General features: G+C 40.5%; 24 protein-coding genes and 1 riboswitch. Of the genes, 18 read left to right on the top strand and 6 right to left on the bottom strand.

From position 1 onward, the window contains the following. Positions 1–260: 260 nt before the first annotated feature. From mbcS to IRY55_RS10715, 11 genes are all read left to right on the top strand, one after another. A complete protein-coding gene (gene mbcS, locus IRY55_RS10765; RefSeq protein WP_194563326.1) occupies positions 261–1829 on the top strand; it encodes an acyl-CoA synthetase MbcS in 1569 nt (522 codons plus the stop codon). A 154-nt stretch (positions 1830–1983) separates the two neighbouring features. Continuing rightward, entirely contained in the window at positions 1984–2832 is an 849-nt protein-coding gene (locus tag IRY55_RS10760; protein ID WP_194563325.1) for a DUF72 domain-containing protein, read from the top strand. After that, complete coding sequence (locus tag IRY55_RS10755; RefSeq protein WP_194563324.1) at positions 2832–3656, top strand: sulfite exporter TauE/SafE family protein; 825 nt, start codon at positions 2832–2834, stop codon at positions 3654–3656. The genes IRY55_RS10760 and IRY55_RS10755 overlap by 1 nt, the downstream gene beginning before the upstream one ends. A gap of 5 nt (positions 3657–3661) precedes the next feature. Continuing rightward, complete coding sequence (locus IRY55_RS10750) at positions 3662–5035, top strand: bifunctional metallophosphatase/5'-nucleotidase (RefSeq protein ID WP_194563323.1); 1374 nt, start codon at positions 3662–3664, stop codon at positions 5033–5035. A gap of 52 nt (positions 5036–5087) precedes the next feature. Beyond that, a riboswitch (Lysine riboswitch) is annotated at positions 5088–5255 on the top strand. A 74-nt stretch (positions 5256–5329) separates the two neighbouring features. Next, the gene (locus IRY55_RS10745; protein WP_194563322.1) at positions 5330–6892 is read left to right on the top strand and encodes a Na+/H+ antiporter NhaC family protein; all 1563 of its coding nucleotides are present in this window, start codon (positions 5330–5332) and stop codon (positions 6890–6892) included. A 134-nt stretch (positions 6893–7026) separates the two neighbouring features. Beyond that, positions 7027–8553, top strand: coding sequence for a sodium-dependent transporter (locus IRY55_RS10740; RefSeq protein WP_194563321.1), 1527 nt, complete (start codon positions 7027–7029; stop codon positions 8551–8553). A gap of 11 nt (positions 8554–8564) precedes the next feature. After that, entirely contained in the window at positions 8565–8681 is a 117-nt protein-coding gene (locus tag IRY55_RS10735) for a methionine/alanine import family NSS transporter small subunit (protein WP_194563320.1), read from the top strand. 115 nt (positions 8682–8796) lie between these two features. After that, positions 8797–9723 (top strand): lipoyl synthase, encoded by a 927-nt coding sequence (lipA, locus tag IRY55_RS10730; protein ID WP_194563319.1) that lies wholly within the window; start codon positions 8797–8799, stop codon positions 9721–9723. A 25-nt stretch (positions 9724–9748) separates the two neighbouring features. Next, positions 9749–10024, top strand: a complete 276-nt coding sequence (locus tag IRY55_RS10725; RefSeq protein ID WP_194563450.1) for a YutD family protein — start codon at positions 9749–9751, stop codon at positions 10022–10024. A 144-nt stretch (positions 10025–10168) separates the two neighbouring features. Next, positions 10169–10624, top strand: a complete 456-nt coding sequence (locus IRY55_RS10720; RefSeq protein WP_194563318.1) for a DUF86 domain-containing protein — start codon at positions 10169–10171, stop codon at positions 10622–10624. After that, entirely contained in the window at positions 10621–11385 is a 765-nt protein-coding gene (locus IRY55_RS10715; RefSeq protein ID WP_194563317.1) for an HAD-IIA family hydrolase, read from the top strand. Before IRY55_RS10720 ends, IRY55_RS10715 begins: the two co-directional genes overlap by 4 nt. 58 nt (positions 11386–11443) lie before the next feature. Here the strand turns inward: IRY55_RS10715 and IRY55_RS10710 are convergent, their stop codons facing one another. Continuing rightward, the gene (locus tag IRY55_RS10710; protein WP_194563316.1) at positions 11444–11680 is read right to left on the bottom strand and encodes a YuzB family protein; all 237 of its coding nucleotides are present in this window, start codon (positions 11678–11680) and stop codon (positions 11444–11446) included. Between the two features lie 138 nt (positions 11681–11818). On the opposite strand from IRY55_RS10710, the gene IRY55_RS10705 reads away from it, so the two are divergent. Together IRY55_RS10705 and IRY55_RS10700 are read left to right on the top strand one after the other, a co-directional pair. Next, positions 11819–12886, top strand: coding sequence for an NAD(P)/FAD-dependent oxidoreductase (locus tag IRY55_RS10705; protein WP_194563315.1), 1068 nt, complete (start codon positions 11819–11821; stop codon positions 12884–12886). A 222-nt stretch (positions 12887–13108) separates the two neighbouring features. Next, complete coding sequence (locus IRY55_RS10700; RefSeq protein ID WP_194563314.1) at positions 13109–13342, top strand: NifU family protein; 234 nt, start codon at positions 13109–13111, stop codon at positions 13340–13342. A gap of 53 nt (positions 13343–13395) precedes the next feature. Here IRY55_RS10700 and IRY55_RS10695 read toward each other — a convergent pair whose 3' ends face one another. After that, positions 13396–14088, bottom strand: a complete 693-nt coding sequence (locus IRY55_RS10695) for a DUF2225 domain-containing protein (RefSeq protein WP_194563313.1) — start codon at positions 14086–14088, stop codon at positions 13396–13398. Between the two features lie 110 nt (positions 14089–14198). Between IRY55_RS10695 and IRY55_RS10690 the strand changes: the two genes are divergently transcribed. From IRY55_RS10690 to IRY55_RS10675, 4 genes are all read left to right on the top strand, one after another. Further along, positions 14199–14564, top strand: a complete 366-nt coding sequence (locus tag IRY55_RS10690) for a HesB/IscA family protein (RefSeq protein ID WP_194563312.1) — start codon at positions 14199–14201, stop codon at positions 14562–14564. Between the two features lie 156 nt (positions 14565–14720). Next, entirely contained in the window at positions 14721–15941 is a 1221-nt protein-coding gene (locus IRY55_RS10685) for an NAD(P)/FAD-dependent oxidoreductase (protein ID WP_194563311.1), read from the top strand. A gap of 63 nt (positions 15942–16004) precedes the next feature. Further along, on the top strand, positions 16005–16490 hold the full coding sequence (locus IRY55_RS10680; protein ID WP_194563310.1) for an NUDIX domain-containing protein: 486 nt from the start codon (positions 16005–16007) through the stop codon (positions 16488–16490). Positions 16491–16522: 32 nt separating this feature from the next. Next, positions 16523–16849, top strand: a complete 327-nt coding sequence (locus IRY55_RS10675; RefSeq protein WP_328799653.1) for a YuiB family protein — start codon at positions 16523–16525, stop codon at positions 16847–16849. A gap of 95 nt (positions 16850–16944) precedes the next feature. On the opposite strand, the gene IRY55_RS10670 is transcribed toward IRY55_RS10675, so the two are convergent. After that, positions 16945–17412: a divergent PAP2 family protein gene (locus tag IRY55_RS10670; protein ID WP_328799654.1), complete on the bottom strand. Its 468-nt coding sequence runs from the start codon at positions 17410–17412 to the stop codon at positions 16945–16947. A 134-nt stretch (positions 17413–17546) separates the two neighbouring features. Between IRY55_RS10670 and IRY55_RS10665 the strand changes: the two genes are divergently transcribed. Further along, positions 17547–19040: a leucyl aminopeptidase gene (locus IRY55_RS10665; protein WP_194563309.1), complete on the top strand. Its 1494-nt coding sequence runs from the start codon at positions 17547–17549 to the stop codon at positions 19038–19040. Between the two features lie 56 nt (positions 19041–19096). On the opposite strand, the gene mnhG is transcribed toward IRY55_RS10665, so the two are convergent. The 3 genes from mnhG to IRY55_RS10650 are packed head-to-tail and all read right to left on the bottom strand — an operon-like array spanning position 19097 to position 20221. Continuing rightward, positions 19097–19477 carry a monovalent cation/H(+) antiporter subunit G gene (gene mnhG / locus IRY55_RS10660; protein WP_194563308.1) on the bottom strand — a complete coding sequence of 127 codons (381 nt, stop codon included), beginning with the start codon at positions 19475–19477 and terminating at the stop codon, positions 19097–19099. Next, the gene (locus tag IRY55_RS10655; protein ID WP_194563307.1) at positions 19461–19742 is read right to left on the bottom strand and encodes a Na(+)/H(+) antiporter subunit F1; all 282 of its coding nucleotides are present in this window, start codon (positions 19740–19742) and stop codon (positions 19461–19463) included. Before IRY55_RS10655 ends, mnhG begins: the two co-directional genes overlap by 17 nt. Next, a complete protein-coding gene (locus tag IRY55_RS10650) occupies positions 19739–20221 on the bottom strand; it encodes a Na+/H+ antiporter subunit E (RefSeq protein WP_194563306.1) in 483 nt (160 codons plus the stop codon). The genes IRY55_RS10655 and IRY55_RS10650 overlap by 4 nt, the downstream gene beginning before the upstream one ends. Between the last annotated feature and the right edge of the window lie 2 nt (positions 20222–20223).

Here is a 20223-nt window from a genome sequence, read left to right as displayed (position 1 = left end):
AAAGATAGGATTGAAACAGGAAATAATTTTTTATGTAAATTATTATTTTAAAAAGAATTAGAAAGGAAGTTATTCACTTCCTTTCTCCATTCTATTTTTTTACAAAAAATGGGTTGAATTCTCTTAATGTAAGGGTTATCATTGATGTAATGATTTTTGTGAAGGGGAAAGCAGAAATCAGTAATTATTATTTTTAAGTAGTTTTATGATCGTTGTTTTGGGGTTCATACATTTAGTAATTCAAACGGAGGGAATGCGTTATGACAAACAAAGACATTATTGCACCAGAGAAGTATAATATCATTCAAGAATTTGAACAATTTACATCGGATCCAGAAAGACTAGCACTCGTATGGCAAAGTGAAGCAGGAGAAGAAAAGCAAATTACGTATGATGAATTAATTAAAGGTGCAAATAAAATTGGAAACGTTTTCAAAAAGCAAGGATTGAAAAAAGGGGACGCGATTCTCGTTATGCTTCCACGTTTAATCGAAGCGTATCAAACGTATATCGCAGCATTGAAAATTGGTTTAATCGTTGCACCAAGTTCAGAATTACTTCGCGCGAGCGATTTACAATATCGTATTAATCATGGTGATATTAAAGCGGTCGTATCTTATCATCCGTATGTCGATCGATTCAATGATGTAGAAGAAGTTCAGAAGGTGGAGCGTTTCGTCGTTGGAGGCGATACAGATAACTGGACGAACTTAGTCGCAGCTGCAGAGTCAGAATCAGATGAATTGGAAATGTCGGACACGACACGTGATTCGACAGCGTTTTTATCTTTCACATCAGGGACAACTGGAAATCCGAAAGCCGTCATTCATGCGCACGGATGGGGTTATACACATCTTCGTTTAGCAGCTAAAAAATGGTTGACGATTAAAGAAGGTGACCGTGTTTGGGCGACAGCTGGACCCGGTTGGCAAAAGTGGATTTGGAGTCCGTTTTTAGCGACACTTGGACTCGGAGCGACAGGTTATACGTACTACGGTAGCTTTGATCCAGAAAAGTACTTACAAATGCTTCAAGAGAATGAAATTAATGTTTTATGTTGTACGCCGACAGAGTACCGCCTCATGTCGATCGTTGACGATATCGGCAAGTACGACTTAAGTAAATTACGTTCTGCAGTATCAGCAGGAGAACCGTTGAACCGCGAAGTAATGGACACGTTCAAAAAGCACTTTGATTTAACGGTCCGTGACGGATACGGTCAAACGGAAAATACATTGTTAATCGGTGTGTTAGAAGGAATGGAAGTTCGCCCAGGATCGATGGGTAAACCGATGTTCGAAGGCATGATTGAAATTATCGATGATGAAGGAAAGCCAGCACCTGTTGGTCAAGTCGGAGATATTGCGATTCATAAAGACACACCTGCATTGTTCCGCGGGTACTATAAAGAGCCAGAGCGAACAGCAGCTCAGTTCCGTGGAGATTATTATGTGACGGGTGACCGCGCATCGAAAGACGAAGATGGGTACTACTGGTTTGAAGGTCGTTCAGACGATATTATTATCAGCTCAGGATATACGATTGGACCTTTCGAAGTTGAAGATGCATTAGTCAAACATCCTGCAGTTCAAGAATGTGCGGTCGTAGCAAGTCCAGACCCAATTCGCGGAAGTGTCGTTAAAGCGTTTATCGTGTTACGTGGCAAACAGTTTACACCAGGTGAAGAATTAACGAAAGAAATTCAAGACCATGTTAAAACAGTAACAGCACCTTATAAATACCCACGTATTATCGAATTCGTCGAAGAACTTCCGAAAACAATTTCAGGAAAGATTCGTCGTGTAGAATTACGAGAGCAAGAAGAATAGAGATTTCGAGCGTATAGACAGTGTTATTTGTCTATACGCTTTTTTTATAAACCGAACGGTACAAAATAATATCATGAAAGTTTTTTTGCGACGTAAAATACGAAGCCTTCTAGAAAATATGGTATGATAAAACTAATCTTTAGGAGGATTTTGTATGATTCGAATTGGGTTAACAGGATGGGGCGATCACCCTTCCTTATATACGTCGACAACTGCTTATAAGTTAGTCGATTACAGCGCGCACTTTCCTTTAGTCGAAGTTGATTCAAGTTTCTATGCGATACCGCGGGAAACGACGATTCATAAATGGATTCATGAAACACCGCGTACTTTTCAATTTATCGTTAAAGCGTATAAAGGAATGACGGGCCACTTGCAGAAGTCAGATTGGCCGTTTGAAACGACTGAAGCAATGTTCGAAGCGTATCGACAAGCTTTTCTGCCGATGCAACAGTCAGGAAAGCTAGCATTTTTACTTTTTCAATTTCCACCTTCTTTTTTATGTGGAACGAAAGAAGTGAACTTATTGCGTTACATCCGCCAGCAACTACCAGAGTTTGATATTGCGATAGAATTTCGGCATATGTCTTGGTTTGAAGGAGAGCGAGCTCAAGCAACATTACAATTTTTAAAACACTATCACTTCATTCATACGATCGTTGATGAACCGCAAGTTGGAGTAGGTAGTGTACCGAAAATAATTGCCCAAACTGCGCCGAAAATGTTTTATCGTTTACATGGGCGTAATGATCGGGGATGGGTCAATACATTCGGTTCATCAGAAGCGTGGCGGAAAGTACGCTATTTATACAATTATTCGGAACAAGAGTTAGCAGAATTACAAAAAGTTGTACAACAAGAACAAGGCGAGCAATATATTATATTTAACAATAATTCAGGCCATCATGCTGCGCCAAATGCGAAGCGTCTTCAACAGTTGTTACAAATTGAATATGAAGATTTAGCACCGATGCAACTGGATTTATTTAAGGAGGATTTGTAATGGCATATGTCATATTGGCGCTCATTGCGCTCGCTTCAGGTGTTATCGGAGCCCTTGTCGGTTTAGGTGGCGGCATTATACTCGTTCCGTTAACACTTTATTTCGGAGCGGAACTTGGGTGGATTGAAGGGATCACCCCTCAAAAGGTTGTCGGTTTATCCGTGATTATGATGATTTTCACAGGTTTGTCATCGACTTTGTCGCATATGAAAGCGAAAACGGTGGACTACAAGAGTGGTTTGATTTTCTTCGCCGGAAGCGTTCCTGGCACATTGATTGGTGCCTACGTTAATAAAGGGCTTGAAATTGCATCATTTAACTTATATTTCGGAATTCTGTTAATTATTTTAGCGACGATTTTACTCGTGCGAGATAAAGTGAAGCCCATTCATTGGTTTGTCGATCACGGTACGAAGCGTACTTTCATTGACCCATCTGGAGAATCGCACGTTTATGGATATCCGATTTGGTTTGCTTTATTGTTGACATTCGGCATTGGATTTGCATCTGGATTGTTCGGAATTGGTGGCGGTTCGATTCTCGTTCCAGCGATGCTCATTTTATTTTTATTCCCACCTCATGTTGCAGTGGCAACAAGTATGTTCATGGTCTTTTTATCAGCGATTGTCAACTCCATTTCTCATATTTATTTAGGGAATGTACCATGGTTATATACACTTCCAGTCATCCCAGCAGCGTATTTAGGAGCAACACTCGGCTCGGTCTTGAATCGTAAAATGCAATCGAAAACAGTCGTCACGATGTTGCGCATTATATTACTCATTATCGGGATTCGTTCGATTATCGATGGTATATGGGGGTGAACGAAATGGATTCATTGGAAACCATTCATATTTATCATTTAAATGATGTGCATAGTCATTTTCATAATTGGCCTCAAATGAGCCGGTTTATTCGGGAAAAAACAGCGCTTCATCAAAAGGAAGGAGCTTCTACGTTCACTTTCGATTTAGGTGATTTTATCGATCGTTCTCATCCATTGACTGATGCGACGAAAGGAAGAGCGAATGTTCAGCTATTAAATGAAATGGGTGTCGATGCCGTCACGATTGGTAATAATGAGGGAATCACGATGGCCCATAAAGACTTAGAACATTTATATGAAAAGGCGGAATTTGATGTTTTGGTGAGTAATTTAAATCATTTAGACGGACGCCCTTTCGCAAAACGTTCTATCATTTATGAAACACCTTATGGGACGAAAATTGGAGTGTTTGGAGTAACAGCTCCTTATTATCAGTTTTATAAGCAACTTGATTGGGAAGTGACGGACCCTTATGAAGCGGTCGCTGAAATGGTAGAAATATTAGCTTCAAAAGTGGATATTTTAATTTGTCTCTCTCATATCGGTGAGCGATTTGACCGTGAAATTGCAAAGCGTCATTCTGAACTGACCATTATTTTAGGGGCGCATACCCATCATTTATTTCAACATGGAGAATATGTGAATGAAAGTTTGCTCGGTGCTACAGGGAAATATGCAGAATATATTGGGCATATGAAATTAAAAGTGGATGAACATCATCAAGTCGTCAGTCGCCGTGCAGGTGTTATTCGGACGGATCAACTTGCTGTGACCTATCAAGATGCTCAGTTTTCAGAAGACTATATGAAAAAAGGAAAAGAGCTATTAAATAAGCCGATTTTTCATAATGAATTTAATTTGAGTAATGATTTATTTCAAACGACAGAACTTGATCGTTTCTTTGGACGAGCACTTTTAGAATATACGGGCGCGGATTGTGCGATGTTCAATTCAGGTATTTTTTTAGGAAGTTTACGACGAGGGTACGTGACGAGCGAACAACTTCATGAATTGTTACCTCACCCAATTAATGTTGCCACAGTTGAAGTAGAAGGCTCTTTTTTAAAACATATTTATGAAAAGACGAAAGCGGAAGATTGGCCTAAAATTGAAGTGCGTGGATTAGGTTTTAGAGGTACATTAATGGGGAAAATGCATTTTGAACGTTTGTATGAGAAGGCAGATGGAACGATATTTATCGGAAACCGTCGATTGCGTCGCGACGAAACATATAGGCTGGCGACTCTAGATATGTTTACGTTCGGATTCTTTTTCCCGGAATTAGCAGAACTTCCAAAGAAGTATTACATGCCTGAACTTATTCGAGATGTGTTCGCTTGGTATGGCATTCAATCGTTCGGCTCACTCTCATCGTGACGGCTTGCATGAAAAGTGAAAAGCTGTTAAAGTAAATGCACAAAAGAAAAAAGTGTGAAGTAGAGGTTGCAGTGTCGAAGAGTATCTTTTTGGAGCGGACAGCGAAGAAGAAAAGAGAAAGGCGACATTGCCGAAAAATGAAAAGGGTCGCTTTTTCATTTTGGGGTTGCATAAAATATGTGCAACACTGTCATCCGAAAGATGTTGGGCTACTTAAAATGTTCGTCATAGAACATTAGCCTAAAGCCGATACGTTCAACGTATCGGCTTTTTGAATAGAAAGGAGTTTTTTATATGATTGGAAGTATTGCGTCAATCATTCCACCAATTATTGCGATTGTCATGGTTTTATTAACGAAACGTGTCATTTTATCGCTCGGGTTTGGAATTTTAAGTGCAGCTATTTTAATTAGCATCGATGGCCACTCTTTCTTCAGTGTATTAGGAAAAGGGATGATCGCTTCTTTATGGGATGGAGAGGCTTTTAACTGGAGTAATATTTTCATTATGTTATTCATTTTATTATTAGGGATTATTACAGCTTTTGTCAGTTTGTCAGGAGGAACGAAAGCGTTCGCTGATTGGGCGACGAAGCGTGTGAAAACACGTCGAGGCGCAAAATTATTAACCGTCTTTTTAGGTCTTTTATTTTTCATTGATGACTATTTCAACGCTTTAGCAGTCGGGCAAATTGCACGACCAATTAGCGATAAGCAACGTGTATCACGTGCGCAACTTGCGTACTTTATCGATTCGACGAGCGCCCCAATTTGTGTCGTTTCACCAATCTCCAGTTGGGGAGCATTTTTGATTGGACAACTCGCTCCGATTTTAGGGGCTGCGGCGATTGTGACATACTCTCCATTATCAGCCTTCGTTTTAATGGCTCCGATGAATTTTTACGTCGTTGCAACATTAATTTTTGTGTTCTATTTCGCTTGGACGAATGTTTCATTCGGAGGGATGCGCGACCATGAAATGCGTGCCATTGAAACGGGTGAATTGTACGATGCGACAAAAGATATTCCAGGAGAGTTAAAAGAAGATTTTCCAGAACATACTTACGGTCGTGTACGAGATTTAGTATTGCCGATTGTCGTGTTGATTCTCGTAACCTTTACGATGATGTTCATTACAGGAGCACGCGCAAGTGGAAGCATGAGTATTTGGGCGATTTTTGAAGAGACGGATGTGCCGTTGTCCTTAGCAGTAGGTGGATTAACAGGAGCACTATTAGCGATTGTCTTATATTTAAGTCAGATGAAACGAAACGAAACAGCTTCTTGGGGCTGGGTCGGTACCGCTTTAAAAACAGGGCTTCAATCGATGGCACCGGCTGTTCTTATTTTATTCTTCGCTTGGGCGTTGACAGATTTTATTGGAACATTAGAAACGGGGAGCTATTTAGCATCCATCGTAGAGCGAACGAATGTGTCTCCAGCCTTTTTACCACTCGTTCTTTTTATTTTCGGTGGGTTAATTGCCTTCTCAACAGGGACGTCTTGGGGTTCATTCGGTATTTTATTACCGATTGCAGCAGATGTCATGATTGCGACAGATGTTTCTCTATTACTACCGGCAATGAGTGCAGTATTAGCGGGAGCAGTCTTCGGAGATCACTGTTCACCGATTTCAGATACGACGATTTTATCAGCGACTGGAGCAGGGTGTAACCATATTGATCACGTATCCACTCAATTACCTTATGCCATTTTATCCGCGCTTGTCGCGGGCTTCGGTTATCTCGTATTTGCCTTTACGACTTCAATCATGATTAGTTTAGGAGCTTTGATGATGGTGATGGTCATCATTTTAATTATTTTATCTAAAAGAAGCACAATGCCAGTCGCTTCATAAGAAAAGACGTTAAGAAGTAGAACAACTACTTTTTAACGTCTTTTTTGTAAGTTTTATTGAAAAAACACCCTATTATTGACAATATTCAGAAAATTAGATAAAATTCGAACTAAAGAATGAAAGGGGTGGAATGTATGGACAAGCAACAAAATTCGCAATGGGGGACACGGGCAGGTTTTATTTTAGCGGCTGTCGGATCGGCAGTTGGACTCGGTAACATTTGGCGATTCCCATACGTTGCGTATGAAAATGGTGGAGGCGCTTTCTTTATTCCATATTTATTCGCTTTATTAACTGCAGGAATACCGATTTTAATTATGGAATTTACGATTGGTCATAAATATCGTGGTTCTAGTCCGTTATCCTTTTTTAGATTGGCAGGGAAAAAAGCAGAGTGGATTGGCTGGTGGGGTGTCATCGTAGCTTTCGTCATTTCCACTTATTACTCGGTTATCATTGCCTGGGCAATAAAATATACAGGCTATGCATTTACGCTGAAATGGGGACAAGATACGAAAGACTTCTTATATGGGGATGTATTGAATCTTTCAGAAGTGCCTGGAGAAATTGGGGGATTCGTTCCGGGCGTGCTCATTCCACATTTATTCGTTTGGGCAATTGTTTTCCTCATTTTATTCGGGGGAGTTAAAAAAGGAATAGAATTTGCGAATAGAATTTTCATTCCATTATTAACGGTTGTTTTCATTGCGATTGTCATTCGCGCTGTCACTTTACCTGGTGCAATGATTGGATTACAGTCATTTTTCCAACCAGACTTAAGCAAGTTGACGAACGCGACCGTTTGGGTTGCAGCATACGGTCATATTTTCTTCAGTTTATCGATCGCCTTTGCCATTATGATTACGTATTCAAGTTATTTACCTAAAAAATCAGACGTGACGAACAACGCGTTTATTACAGGGTTCGCAAACTCAAGCTTCGAATTGTTAGCAGGGATTGGAGTATTCGCAGCGCTCGGATTCATGGCTTTACAAAGTGGCTTACCGATTGATGAAGTCGTATCAGTAGGTGTCGGATTAGCATTCGTCGCATTCCCATCTATCATCAATGAAATGCCGGGAATGAATGTAATTTTCGGAGTGTTATTCTTCTTATCTTTAACGTTAGCAGGAATTTCATCATTAATTTCCATTGTGGAAACGTACATTGCAGGAATTCAAGATAAATTTAATATTTCACGAGGGAAAGCAGTCTTTTTCGGAGTTAGCTTATCGATGTTGTTCTCTTTAATTTACTCGACGAATAGCGGTCTTTATTTCTTAGATACAGTCGACTACTTCATCAATAATTTCGGTGTAGCAGCACTCGGTTTAGTAGAAGTTGTCGCGATCGTTTGGGTATTCAAAAAGCTGGATACGTTGCAAACGCATGCGGATGCAGTATCCGATATTCGTTTAGGAGCTTGGTGGAGAATTTCATTACGCTACATTACACCTGCTGTACTCGGCTATATGTTTATCGATTTATTACGTTTAAACATTATGCGACTACATGATTCAAAAACAGGAAACTATGAAGGGTATACGAATGAGTTCATCCTGACAGCGGGTTGGTCAGTAGCTGTGGGAGCATTAGTGCTCGGCATCATCTTCATGTTGTTAAAATGGCGTAAAGATCCGCAGAGAGAATTGTATAAATAGGAGGGATGTATATGACAGCAAGCGCGATTGTAATGATGATTATCGGAATTTTAATCATTTGGGGTGGGCTCGCAGCGAGCATCGTCCACGCGGTGATGAAATCGAGAAGGTCGATTGAAGGAAATTAAGGTCATTTCGCTTAAAAATAGGTAAGAATGTTTTGTTGTCGACATTTGTAATTTGTGTTACATTGACAAATAGAATGAGTACTCAAATTTTCTGAAAGAAACGGAGTCGAGCAAAGTGACAACAAAACGTAAAGATGAATATTTACGCAAGCCGGAATGGTTGAAGATTAAGTTAAATACGAACGAAAACTATACAGGGTTAAAGAAATTAATGCGTGAAAAAAACTTGCATACGGTATGTGAAGAAGCGAAATGTCCGAACATTCATGAATGTTGGGCAGAGCGTCGTACGGCAACGTTTATGATTTTAGGGGATACGTGTACACGTGCTTGCCGTTTCTGTGCGGTAAAAACTGGACTTCCTACAGAATTAGATCGTGCGGAGCCAGAGCGTGTAGCGGATTCTGTCGCATTAATGAATTTAAAGCATGCGGTCGTAACAGCTGTAGCACGAGATGATTTAAAAGATGGTGGGTCGGAAATTTTCGCTGAAACGATTCGCGCAATCCGTCGTAAAAGTCCGTTTACAACAGTCGAAGTACTCCCTTCAGATATGGGTGGAGACATCGATAACTTACAGCGTTTAATGGATGCGAAACCAGACATTTTAAACCATAATATTGAAACGGTAGAACGTTTAACACCTCGTGTTCGTGCACGCGCAACATACCCGCGCTCACTCGAATTATTGCGTCGTGCGAAAGAAATGTATCCAGAAATTCCGACGAAGTCATCATTGATGGTAGGTCTTGGGGAAACGAAGGAAGAAATTATTCAGACGATGGATGACCTTCGCGCAAACAATGTCGATATTATGACAATCGGTCAATATTTACAACCGTCACGTAAACATTTAAAAGTACAAAAATATTATACGCCTGAAGAGTTTAATGAATTATATGAAATCGCTATGTCAAAAGGCTTCTCACACTGTGAAGCAGGTCCACTCGTCCGTTCAAGTTACCATGCGGACGAACAAGTGAACGCTGCAGCTCGTGAGCGTCAAAAACAAGGTGAACAAGAACTTCAAGCGAAACAATAATCGATTGGAGAATCTATTCGTGGAAATTAAAATTGGTAAATTTCAATACGAGGTCATACATGATCATAAAGAGGCGTTTCAAGAAGAAGTATTCGCAGAACGCTACACAGATATTTTAGGGAAATATGATTATATCGTCGGGGATTGGGGATACGGTCAACTGCGATTAAAAGGATTTTATGAGGACCGCCATCCGAAATCCACGTTTGAAACGAAGTATAGCAATGTACAAGATTACTTATACGAGTATTGTAATTTTGGATGTGCGTACTTTATCGTGAAAAAATTGAAAAAACAATGAGGCAATCGCCACGCTATAAAGCGAAGGAAGGTTCAGCAATGAACGAATCCTTCGCTTTTTTGTTGGAACTTCAATGCGTATTATCAAGTAGTTATGATATGATAATACGTAAATGGAATTTATAATTTAGTTGGAGGGGTCATCATGTATTTTGTAGATCGAAATAAAATTAATGACACATTGCAACATATGGACCAATTGTTAGAAGTATTTCATGAGCGTTCAGAATGGACAGAAACTGTGGTGGAGCGACTCGCGTTAGAACGTTTAACACATGTCGTCATCGAATCGATTATCGATGTTGGAAATTCGATGATTGATGGATTCATCATGCGTGATCCAGGAAGTTATGAAGATATTATCGATATTATGGATGATGAAGAAGTCATTACGGACGACATGGTCGAGCCGCTAAAGACAGTGGTTGCACTTCGTAAAGAAATCATCCAACAATTTACGAAGATGGATCATACAGCGATGTATACAGTGATGCAAAAAAGTATGCCGGCTTTACAAAATTGGTCAAAACGAGTGAATTACTATTTAGAAAATGAGCTCGGCCCTGTATCAGCGTTTTTACCGGAGGATCATGCAGAATGAAACAGTACCGCGCGTATTGTTTTGATTTAGATGGTACGATATATAAAGGAACAGAAGTGATTGAAGCGGCAGCGCAAACGATTTATGAGTTGCAAAAGAGAGGCATTGAACCATATTATATTACAAATAATGCTTCCGTTAATCGCGAAGATGTCGAAAACAAACTAGCGAAGATGGGAATTGTAGCGAAGCGAGAACGTATTTATACAACCGCGGTCGCTTCGGCTTTATATTGTGCAGAATATCATGCTTCTTCGCATATTTATTTATATGGAGAAGAAGGGTTGCGAAAAGCGTTTGCTGAGCAAAACCTTCGTGTTGTCGGCCCAGAGGAAGCGGATGTTGCGGTAGTCGGTATTAATCGCGAGTCGACGTATGAAAGCTTATCCGAAGTGATGAATGTCATTCGAAATGGTGCAACATTTATCGCCACGAACAGTGACAAGATCATCCCGACGGCTACAGGATTCGGTGTCGGAAACGGTTCATTCATTCGACTTCTTGCACATGCAACTGGAATTGAACCACTTTATATTGGGAAGCCTGAGTCGACCATGCTTGAACTCGTTCGTGAGAGCGGAGGATATGCGAAAGATGAGATGGTCATGATCGGTGATAATTACGACACCGATATTTTATGTGGGATTCAATATGAGATTGATACGATTCATGTGGCAGGCGGTGTTCATACGCAAGCACAAATACAACAACGAGAAAAACAGCCCACTTATTTTGTGGAAAATTTAACAGAATTGCTATAAAAAAGCCCTTTTCCTCAACATCTTTCAAAAGAAAGACAAGGAAAAGGGCTTTTTTATATTAAAAGAGAGGATTGTCCTCAATGTATTGATAAATGCGCTCGGTCAGTTGTTCAGGGGTTTCTGCTTCGACGATATCGCCGTTAACGAGCGCATATAATCCTTCTGTACATTTCGTACAGTAACTTAAGCAACCGTATTCGAGTACATCTAAATTCGGATCACGTTCTAACGTTTCGAATGTCTCTTGTGCACCTTGTGCGAGATTTGAAATACAAAATTCGATTATTGGATTCACTCTGTTCACCTCACCTTTAAAATGTACGCTGTTTTTTCTAAGCCGTCAATAAATAAAAATCATTGTGAAACTTTGCACAAACTGCTATAATCAAAAGTAGAAAAGTTCGGACTATAACAAAAGGTGAAGGAGAATAACATGAGAAAACTACTGTTATTAGGTGCAGGATACGGAAATATGCGTATTTTATTGCGTTTATTAAACAAAGACTTACCAGAAGATATCGATATTACATTAGTCGATCGCACGCCATTTCATAGTTTAAAAACAGAATTTTATGCGATTGCGGCTGGAACAGTTCCAGACTCAGAAATACGCGTAGCACTTCCAGAACATCCACAATTAACATTTGTAGAAGGGGAAGTATCTCGCATTGATGCAGATCAACAATTTGTTGAGCTAGGGGACGGTAAACAATTACAATATGATGAATTAGTGATCGGCTTAGGGTGTGAAGATAACTATCACGACGTGCCTGGAGCTGCTGAGCATACATACAGCATTCAAACGATCGGCGATTCACGCCAAACATATCAAACATTGCTTGGATTACCAGGTGGTTCAACGGTTGGGATTGTCGGAGCGGGATTGAGTGGAATTGAACTTGCGAGTGAACTTCGCGAAAGTCGACCAGATTTAAAAATTAAATTGTTCGACCGTGGACCGCGTATTTTGCGGGACTTCCCAGAACGTTTAAGTAACTATGTAAAAAGTTGGTTCGATGAGCATAATGTAGATGTAGTAGCGGAGTCGAATATTACGAAAGTAGAACCGAAGTGTTTATATAATCATAAAGAAACGATTCCAGTCGATGCCGTTGTGTGGACAGCAGGAGTACGTCCTGTGAAACCTGTTCGTGAACTTGAAGTAGAAAAAGCTAGCGGTGGACGCGTCGTCTTGAATCAATATCATCAAGTGCCAGAACGAGATAATATTTATGTCGTTGGAGATTGTGCAGCTTTACCACATGCTCCAAGTGCACAATTAGCGGAAGTTCAAGCGGAACAAATCGTTACTGTGTTACGCAAAGTGTGGACGAATGAACCATTACCGGAGAAAATGCCAGAATTAAAGTTAAAAGGATTTATGGGATCACTCGGTAAGAAAAAAGGTTTTGCTTACGTTGCTGATCGCACGGTGACAGGTCGCATTGCACGTCTGATGAAATCAGGATTACTCTGGTTTTATAAATGGCATAATAACTAAAAAAGAATCTCCTTCTGAAATTTGAAGGAGATTCTTTTTTATTAGAATAACTATTAAGAGAGTATACCTATTTGATAAGAGAAAGAACGATAAAATATTCATTTCCATATAGATGACAATGAAAATCAAGCTTATTCATTCTCAATTAAAAGAGTTCATGCTATAATAAAAAAAACTCAAGTAACTTTGAGTAAAAGTTAAACGTGAAAGGAGCATCCATCAATGTCACAAGAATTAATGGAACCTGTACAGGAAGTATTGGATAAATTACGCCCATTCCTCATCCGTGATGGAGGGGACTGTGAATTAGTAGATGTGGAAGACGGAATTGTAAAATTACGTCTACTCGGAGCATGCGGTACGTGCCCAAGTTCAACGATTACGTTAAAAGCAGGAATTGAACGCGCACTTTTAGAAGAAGTACCAGGTGTTGTGGAAGTCGAGCAAGTCTTTTAGTTGAACGTATGAAAAATGTAGACAAAGTGCTTGCACTTTGTCTACATTTCTTTCTATTCAGATTGATCGCCATGAAGTTCACGAATTTCTTGCCAACGTTCTTTAGCGAGATCGACAGCTTTCGGATCAGTAGAGTTCTTTTGATTACTGATAATATAGCTGAAGTTACGAATTGCTTCGTCCTTGTCTCCAATTCGCCATGATAATTCAGCGATTAAGTATACGACGCGCGTTTCGGACATCGTAGTACCTATATGATCACCCGTTGTGAATGCTTCTTTGTAAGCGTCGCGTGAAGCGGTTAAAAAGCGAATTTCATTTTCTTTGTCTCCAAGTTCTCGGTAGAGCCAAGCGAGGCGGAGGGCGAGTCCAGCAGTGGGAAGAGCCTTTTCTTCTTTTAACTTGGCGCTGAGAAGGGCTAACTTATACGTTTCAATTGCCTCTTCGATAGAGCGTTCACCTGTGAGGTCGCGCTCTATCCAATTTGCACGAATAATTTTTTCGATATTTTGTTCAGCATGTGGAGTGAAGTACGGTACAAAATCTTCCGTGAAAGCAAAACCGCAACTGGGGCATACTGCTACATTGTAGTAGAGTGGATTAGCAGCAATATTTTTATAGTTAGGTTTAAAGTCAGTATCGTGGGAAGCAACGCGAACGAAACGCGAACGAACACGCGACGTTTTAAAAGGATGTTTACAATAAAGACATGTCATACTTTTTGGATAAATCGGTTCAATTTGCATAATAGAAGTCCCTCCACAAATAATTGATCGTTCTTAATTAGTATTATAGACGAATAATTAAAAAAATGTGAAGAAAGACGGATAACTATATAAAAGGAGGATGTTGAGAAATGAAACAAGCAGTAGAAATTACAGCAGCAGCAGCGACACAAGTGAAAACGATGATGAAGCATAATGGGGAAGAAAATTCTTATTTACGTGTTGGAGTTCAAGGTGGAGGATGTAGCGGTTTAACCTATAGTTTAGGATTCGAAAAAGAACCACGAGAATCAGATATCCATTACGAACAGCATGAAATTCCAATCGTCATTGAACGAGATGATACGGCAATTTTAGAAGGTACTGTTGTTGACTTCAAACAATCACTCATGGGTGGAGGATTTACAATCGATAATCCAAACGCTATTGCTTCTTGCGGATGTGGAACATCTTTCCGCACAGATAAAAAAGTAGGCACACCAGAAGTATGTGAATAGTTCACGAAATGGTAACTTTGACACGAGAAACTCGTATAACGTATTGAAATAACCATCTAAAAACGATATTATTAAATGTAGCAGTTTGTTTCTAACAACATTTGCCAACCGTTCGCGGCAAAGTAAATAAATAATTAAAAGGTGGTTTCGATTTTCGTGAAAAGACCAACGATTTTAGTATTGGGTGCAGGCTATGGTGGTTTGATGACCGTCACGAACTTGCAGAAGAAGTTAGGAGTGAATGAAGCAGAGATCGTTCTCATTAATAAAAACTCCTATCATTACGAATCAACTTGGCTCCATGAGGCAGCAGCAGGTACGTTAGAGCCAAGTGAAGTTCGTTATGACATTAAAGATGTGATTGATCAATCGAAAGTGAACTTCATTCAAGCGGAAGTGACAAAGATTGATGTCGATGAGAAAGTCGTATTATCAACAGCTGGAGAGCATACGTACGATTATTTAGTCATCGCATTAGGTTTCGAAGGAGAAACGTTCGGCATTCCAGGATTGGAAGAGCATGCATTTTCAATCGCAAACGTTCTTGCAGCACGTCGCATTCGCGACCACATTGAATATCAATTTTCAACGTGGGCTACAGAACCAGAAGCAGAGCGTGACGACAGTCGTTTGACATTTGTTGTTGGGGGCGCTGGCTTCACAGGTATCGAATTTTTAGGTGAATTAGCCAATCAAGTACCTGTATGGTGTGACGCTTATGACGTTCCACGCGAAAAAGTACGTGTCATTTGTGTGGAGGCAGCACCGATGGTATTGCCAGGATTCGATCCTGAACTCGTCGATTATGCCGTAGCTCAATTAGAATCAAAAGGCATTGAGTTCTCAATCGGTACGCCGCTTGTAGAAGCGACGGAAGAAGGCGTTAAAATTAAAACAGGTGAAGAAGAATTTAAATTCATCGAAACGAAAACAGTTGTATGGGCAGCAGGAGTTCGTGGAAACCGTCTAATCGAAGAAACGAATATCGAAAGTGCCCGTGCTCGTGTACGAGTAGAGCCAGATTTACGTGCACCAGGACGCGAAGATGTATTCATCGTTGGAGATTGTGCGTTTATGATTAATGAAGCAGAGAATCGTCCATATCCACCGACAGCGCAAATTGCGATGCAACAAGGTCAACAATGTGCAGCGAATATCGCATCATTATTGGCGAAAAAACCGACAACTGCCTTTGTACCTGATTTGAAAGGTAGCGTTTGTTCACTCGGTTCAGATGATGCAATCGGTGTTGTGTTCGGGAAGAAAGTGACAGGCGGTACAGCATCATTTATGAAAAAGATGGTAGATAACCGTGCATTGTTCATGGTTGGTGGACTCGGCTTAACGCTGAAAAAAGGTAAATTTGATTTACTATAAGAGTGCATATCAACACTTGCCAACGATTTGTTGAGCAAGTGTTTTTTAAAGGGGGAATGACATTTGAGTCGTAGAGGTGAAGTGTGGTTAGGGGCAGCAGCAGTTGTTGAAAACTCAAAAGGTGAACTTCTCGTCGTTGAAAAATCATACGGTGGATTAAATGGCCGATGGAGTTTCCCCGCAGGTTTTGTCGACAGAGGGGAGACGCTCGATGAAGCAGCAGTTCGTGAAGTGCAAGAAGAAACAGGTATTTCTATTGAAATCGTCGGTTGTATCGGTGTCCGTTCAGGCGTTTTAAGCAATGATGTTAGTGACAATATGGTACTATTTGTAGGACGCCCATTAAATGAGCGACAGACGATTCAAGTAGCTAAAGGTGAAATTAACCGTGCGTATTGGTTATCGAAAGAACATTTATTGCAGGACGAACGCAGTTCAGAGATGATTATTCAATTTTGCCACGCTTTTTCGAAAGGATATTTTCATAAAGTTGAAAATTTCAATCCTGGAAATCAATTTGGCTATAAATCATACAATCTGTTCTTATAACAGGGGTTAATGATCAACAGGAGGTTAACGAAGTGGAACAAATTACACTCGTCCAACTATTTTTAACAGCATTGTTATTTTTAGTGATTTTTTTCGGAATCGGGTTTTTAATTAATATGTTGCTCAGAATGACATGGTTTATGGCCATCGTTTATCCAATCATCGTCATTTTAATTATCGATGAAGTGAAATTTTATGAATATTTCACAAAACCGAAGTATGCATTTGATATGCTCGGAACGAAATTATCCAACTTAATGATGGCAGATATCGTGACGCTCATTTGTGGCTTTGTCGGAGCGGTATTGTCTGGAATTGTTATGCGTATTTTACGTAAACAAGGATACCAAATGTTTTGATCAAAAGACCTCACCTTTTATGGAACGACTAAAAGGTGAGGTCTTTTGTGATGACTGAAAATTATTTTGTAAATGGAGCGATTCTGTCGCGTCTTTTACATACTGAAATATAAAATAAGTGCTAAACCAACACCTGTACAAGCGCCAAAAAAGACTTCACTTGGTTTATGGCCGAGCAATGTTTTTAATTCTTGACGCTTTTCAGGCTCATCCTTCTGAGCCCACTCTTTTGAAACTTGAACGAATTGTTGAAAGTCGTCGCGCATTTGATTAATGACTGCTGCTTGTTGGCCAGCCTGATAGCGAATACCTGTTGCATCAAACATGACAATCACTGCAAAGATCGCACTGATGGCGAACAATGGAGAATCAAACCCTTCCTGCAATCCAACGGCTGTCGTCAAGCCGGATACAGCGGCCGAATGAGAACTAGGCATGCTACCTGTGGAGGTGAGCAAGCCCCAATTTATTTTCCGGGTCACGAAAAAGTGAATGGGTACCTTAACGAATTGCGCTAATCCGATAGCGAGTAATGCAGTAATGAGAGGAAAATTAGAAAATATGGAAATGGGGCTCAGTCCTTCCGTTCATTTTCTTCATTATACTAAACATTATGTAAAGTGGATGTAAAATCGATTCGGAACTCGAAATAATTTAAAAACATGGTATAATGAAACACGAAAAGGAGTGGAATTTCATGAACGTTAAGCAAGTGAATCAAACAAAATTTGGTAAAGCAACAAGTTCTTTCTACGTTGTAGCGGTACACCGTGCAACGGATCAAGAGCAATGGGTGAAAGATTTAAAAGAAAAGACAGGCGTCGATCTCGTCGCACTTTTAAAGCAACAACTCATTTCCCATGAAGAAGGAAAAGTATCGCTCGTTCCTACGATGCAAGAGACAGGAATCACACGTATCGTAACAGTCGGTCTCGGAGCAAAATCGGATTGGACGATGTCGACAGTACGTGAAAGCTTCGCAGCAGTCGGAAAAGTAGCACTTCAAGCGAAAGCAGAAGAAGTGACCATCTGTGTGCCAGCACTTGAAGCATTTGAACAAGAGATAGAAGAAGTCGTCAATGTGGCAGTAGAAGGAATCGGCCTCGGTCAATACGTCGTTCCCCATTATAAAGCGACGGTGAATGAAGCGGCATATGAGTGGTCTACACTCGGTTTAGACGGTGTGGAAGATTTAGATGTTACAGTAGGTCTCGCGAGTGCAGAAGCGGTAAACTATGCTCGCACGCTCGTCAACATGCCACCGAATATTTTAACGGCACGTGAAATGGCACGCCAAGCAGAAAAGATTGCAGAGAAGCACGGTTTTGAAATTGAAGTGCTCGGCAAAGAAGAGCTTGAAGAAATCGGCGCGGGTGCATTGTTAGCGGTGAACCAAGGTTCTGTAGAGCCACCACGTCTCATCGTTATGAAATATCATGGCGGCGGAGAAGATTGGACAGATGTTTTAGGACTCGTTGGAAAAGGAATCACATTCGACACAGGCGGATATACGTTAAAGCCAGGTGCTAGCATGGTCGGCATGAAAGGTGATATGGGTGGTGCAGCGGCAGTTCTTGGAGCGATGGATTTAATCGGTACACTTCGTCCAGAGCGCAATGTGATGGCAGTGATTGCATCGACAGATAATATGATTAACGGCGAAGCGATTCGTCCAGATGATGTCATTACATCACTTAGCGGCAAAACGATTGAAATCGTCAGCACAGATGCGGAAGGTCGCCTCGTTTTAGCGGATGCGGTAACGTATGCAAAACAAGAAGGAGCAGATTACTTAGTCGATGTTGCGACATTGACAGGTGGTGTCATCGTTGCACTCGGTAAAGACAAAACAGGTGCGGTGACGAACGACGAAGCATATTTTGAAGAATTTATGCAAGCGGCGATTGAAGCGGACGAATTCGTTTGGCGTCTACCGTTGACGAAAAACGATAAAAAGCGTATTCGCAAAAGTTTAGTGGCAGATTTAAATAATGCTCCAGGTCGTGATGGTCATATGATCTTCGGTGGTGGCTTTGTAGGTGAATTTGTAGAAGACACACCATGGGTTCATTTAGATATTGCGGGCACATCTGATGCAGAAGGACCGCATGTATTAGGTCCAAAAGGTGCGACAGGTGTTATGGTTCGTACGCTTGCAACATTTGCAGAGCAATTTGAACCTGAAAAATAAAAATTTCCAAACAAAAAAGCGAACAGCTCAGGTTTCTGAGCGTTCGCTTTTTGTCATTAATCGATTTCAGGGCGAGGGCGTGCTTTACGCTTCGCTTCCTCAACAACTTCCTCTAATTCATCTCCCACAGTGAGCGGTGACTTCTCGACGCCTGAAATATAAGCTGCGCGTCCCATTAAGTGACCTCCAATAGGGGAGGTAATGAATAGAAAGACGATGGCGAGCAATAATTGAATACTGAACAAGCCTTCTTTCAACCAATAGTGGAAAAATACCCCGAGTAAAATACTAAGTACACCAAATGTCGTACTTTTTGAAGCGGCATGTGCGCGTGTATACACATCGGGCAGACGGAGAATACCAATCATCGTGACGAGTGTGAAAAGCACTCCGACACTAATTGTAATAACAATTAACGTATTAGCGATCACGGTCATATTGAATGATCTCTCCTTTCTCTATAAATTTAGAGAATGATACAGTTCCGATAAAGGACATAATCGCAACGAGTAAAATAACTTCGATGAAAAATTCTGTATCAAAAATAATAGAAAGCAATGCGGTAGCGGAAATGATTAAAATACCAATTCCGTCTAAAGCGATGAGCCGGTCAGGAATAGATGGCCCTTTAAAGACACGGTACATGAGCCCGAGCATCGACAATAAGACGAGCACGAGCGCTACCCACATAAATGTCATCATGAACGACTCACCTCCAATATCGCTTTCTCGAATGTGTTTTTGATTGAATGAATCGCTTCATCCACATCATCGACATCGATTGCGTGAATATACAATGTACTTTGATCATCTGAAACGTATAATACGACCGTTCCTGGTGTCAATGTAATTAAACTAGAAAGCAATGTAATTTCCCAGTCATGTTCTAATTCAGTAGGTAAGGCAAAAATCATCGGTTGAATGTTTTCAAGATCTGGTTTAAGGACGACCATCAAAACCGAAATGTTGGATAACGTTAATTCCTTTAAAAAAATGAGGAATAGTTTCGTCGCTGACCAAAGACGGCCAATATAGAGACGCTGTTTGAAGAAACGACGGAAAAGCACGATGAGCAAAAGCCCAATAATATATCCAACGATGAAAGACGTTGCGGAAACCGATGAATTAATTAACATCCAAATAACAGCGATAAATACGTTTAGTAATATTTGAAATGCCATTC

This window comes from Savagea serpentis (assembly GCF_015351395.1).
Lineage (GTDB): Bacteria > Bacillota > Bacilli > Bacillales_A > Planococcaceae > Savagea > Savagea serpentis.
The sequence above is the reverse complement of the archived record's forward strand: the minus strand, read 5'-3'. Positions and strand labels throughout refer to the sequence as shown.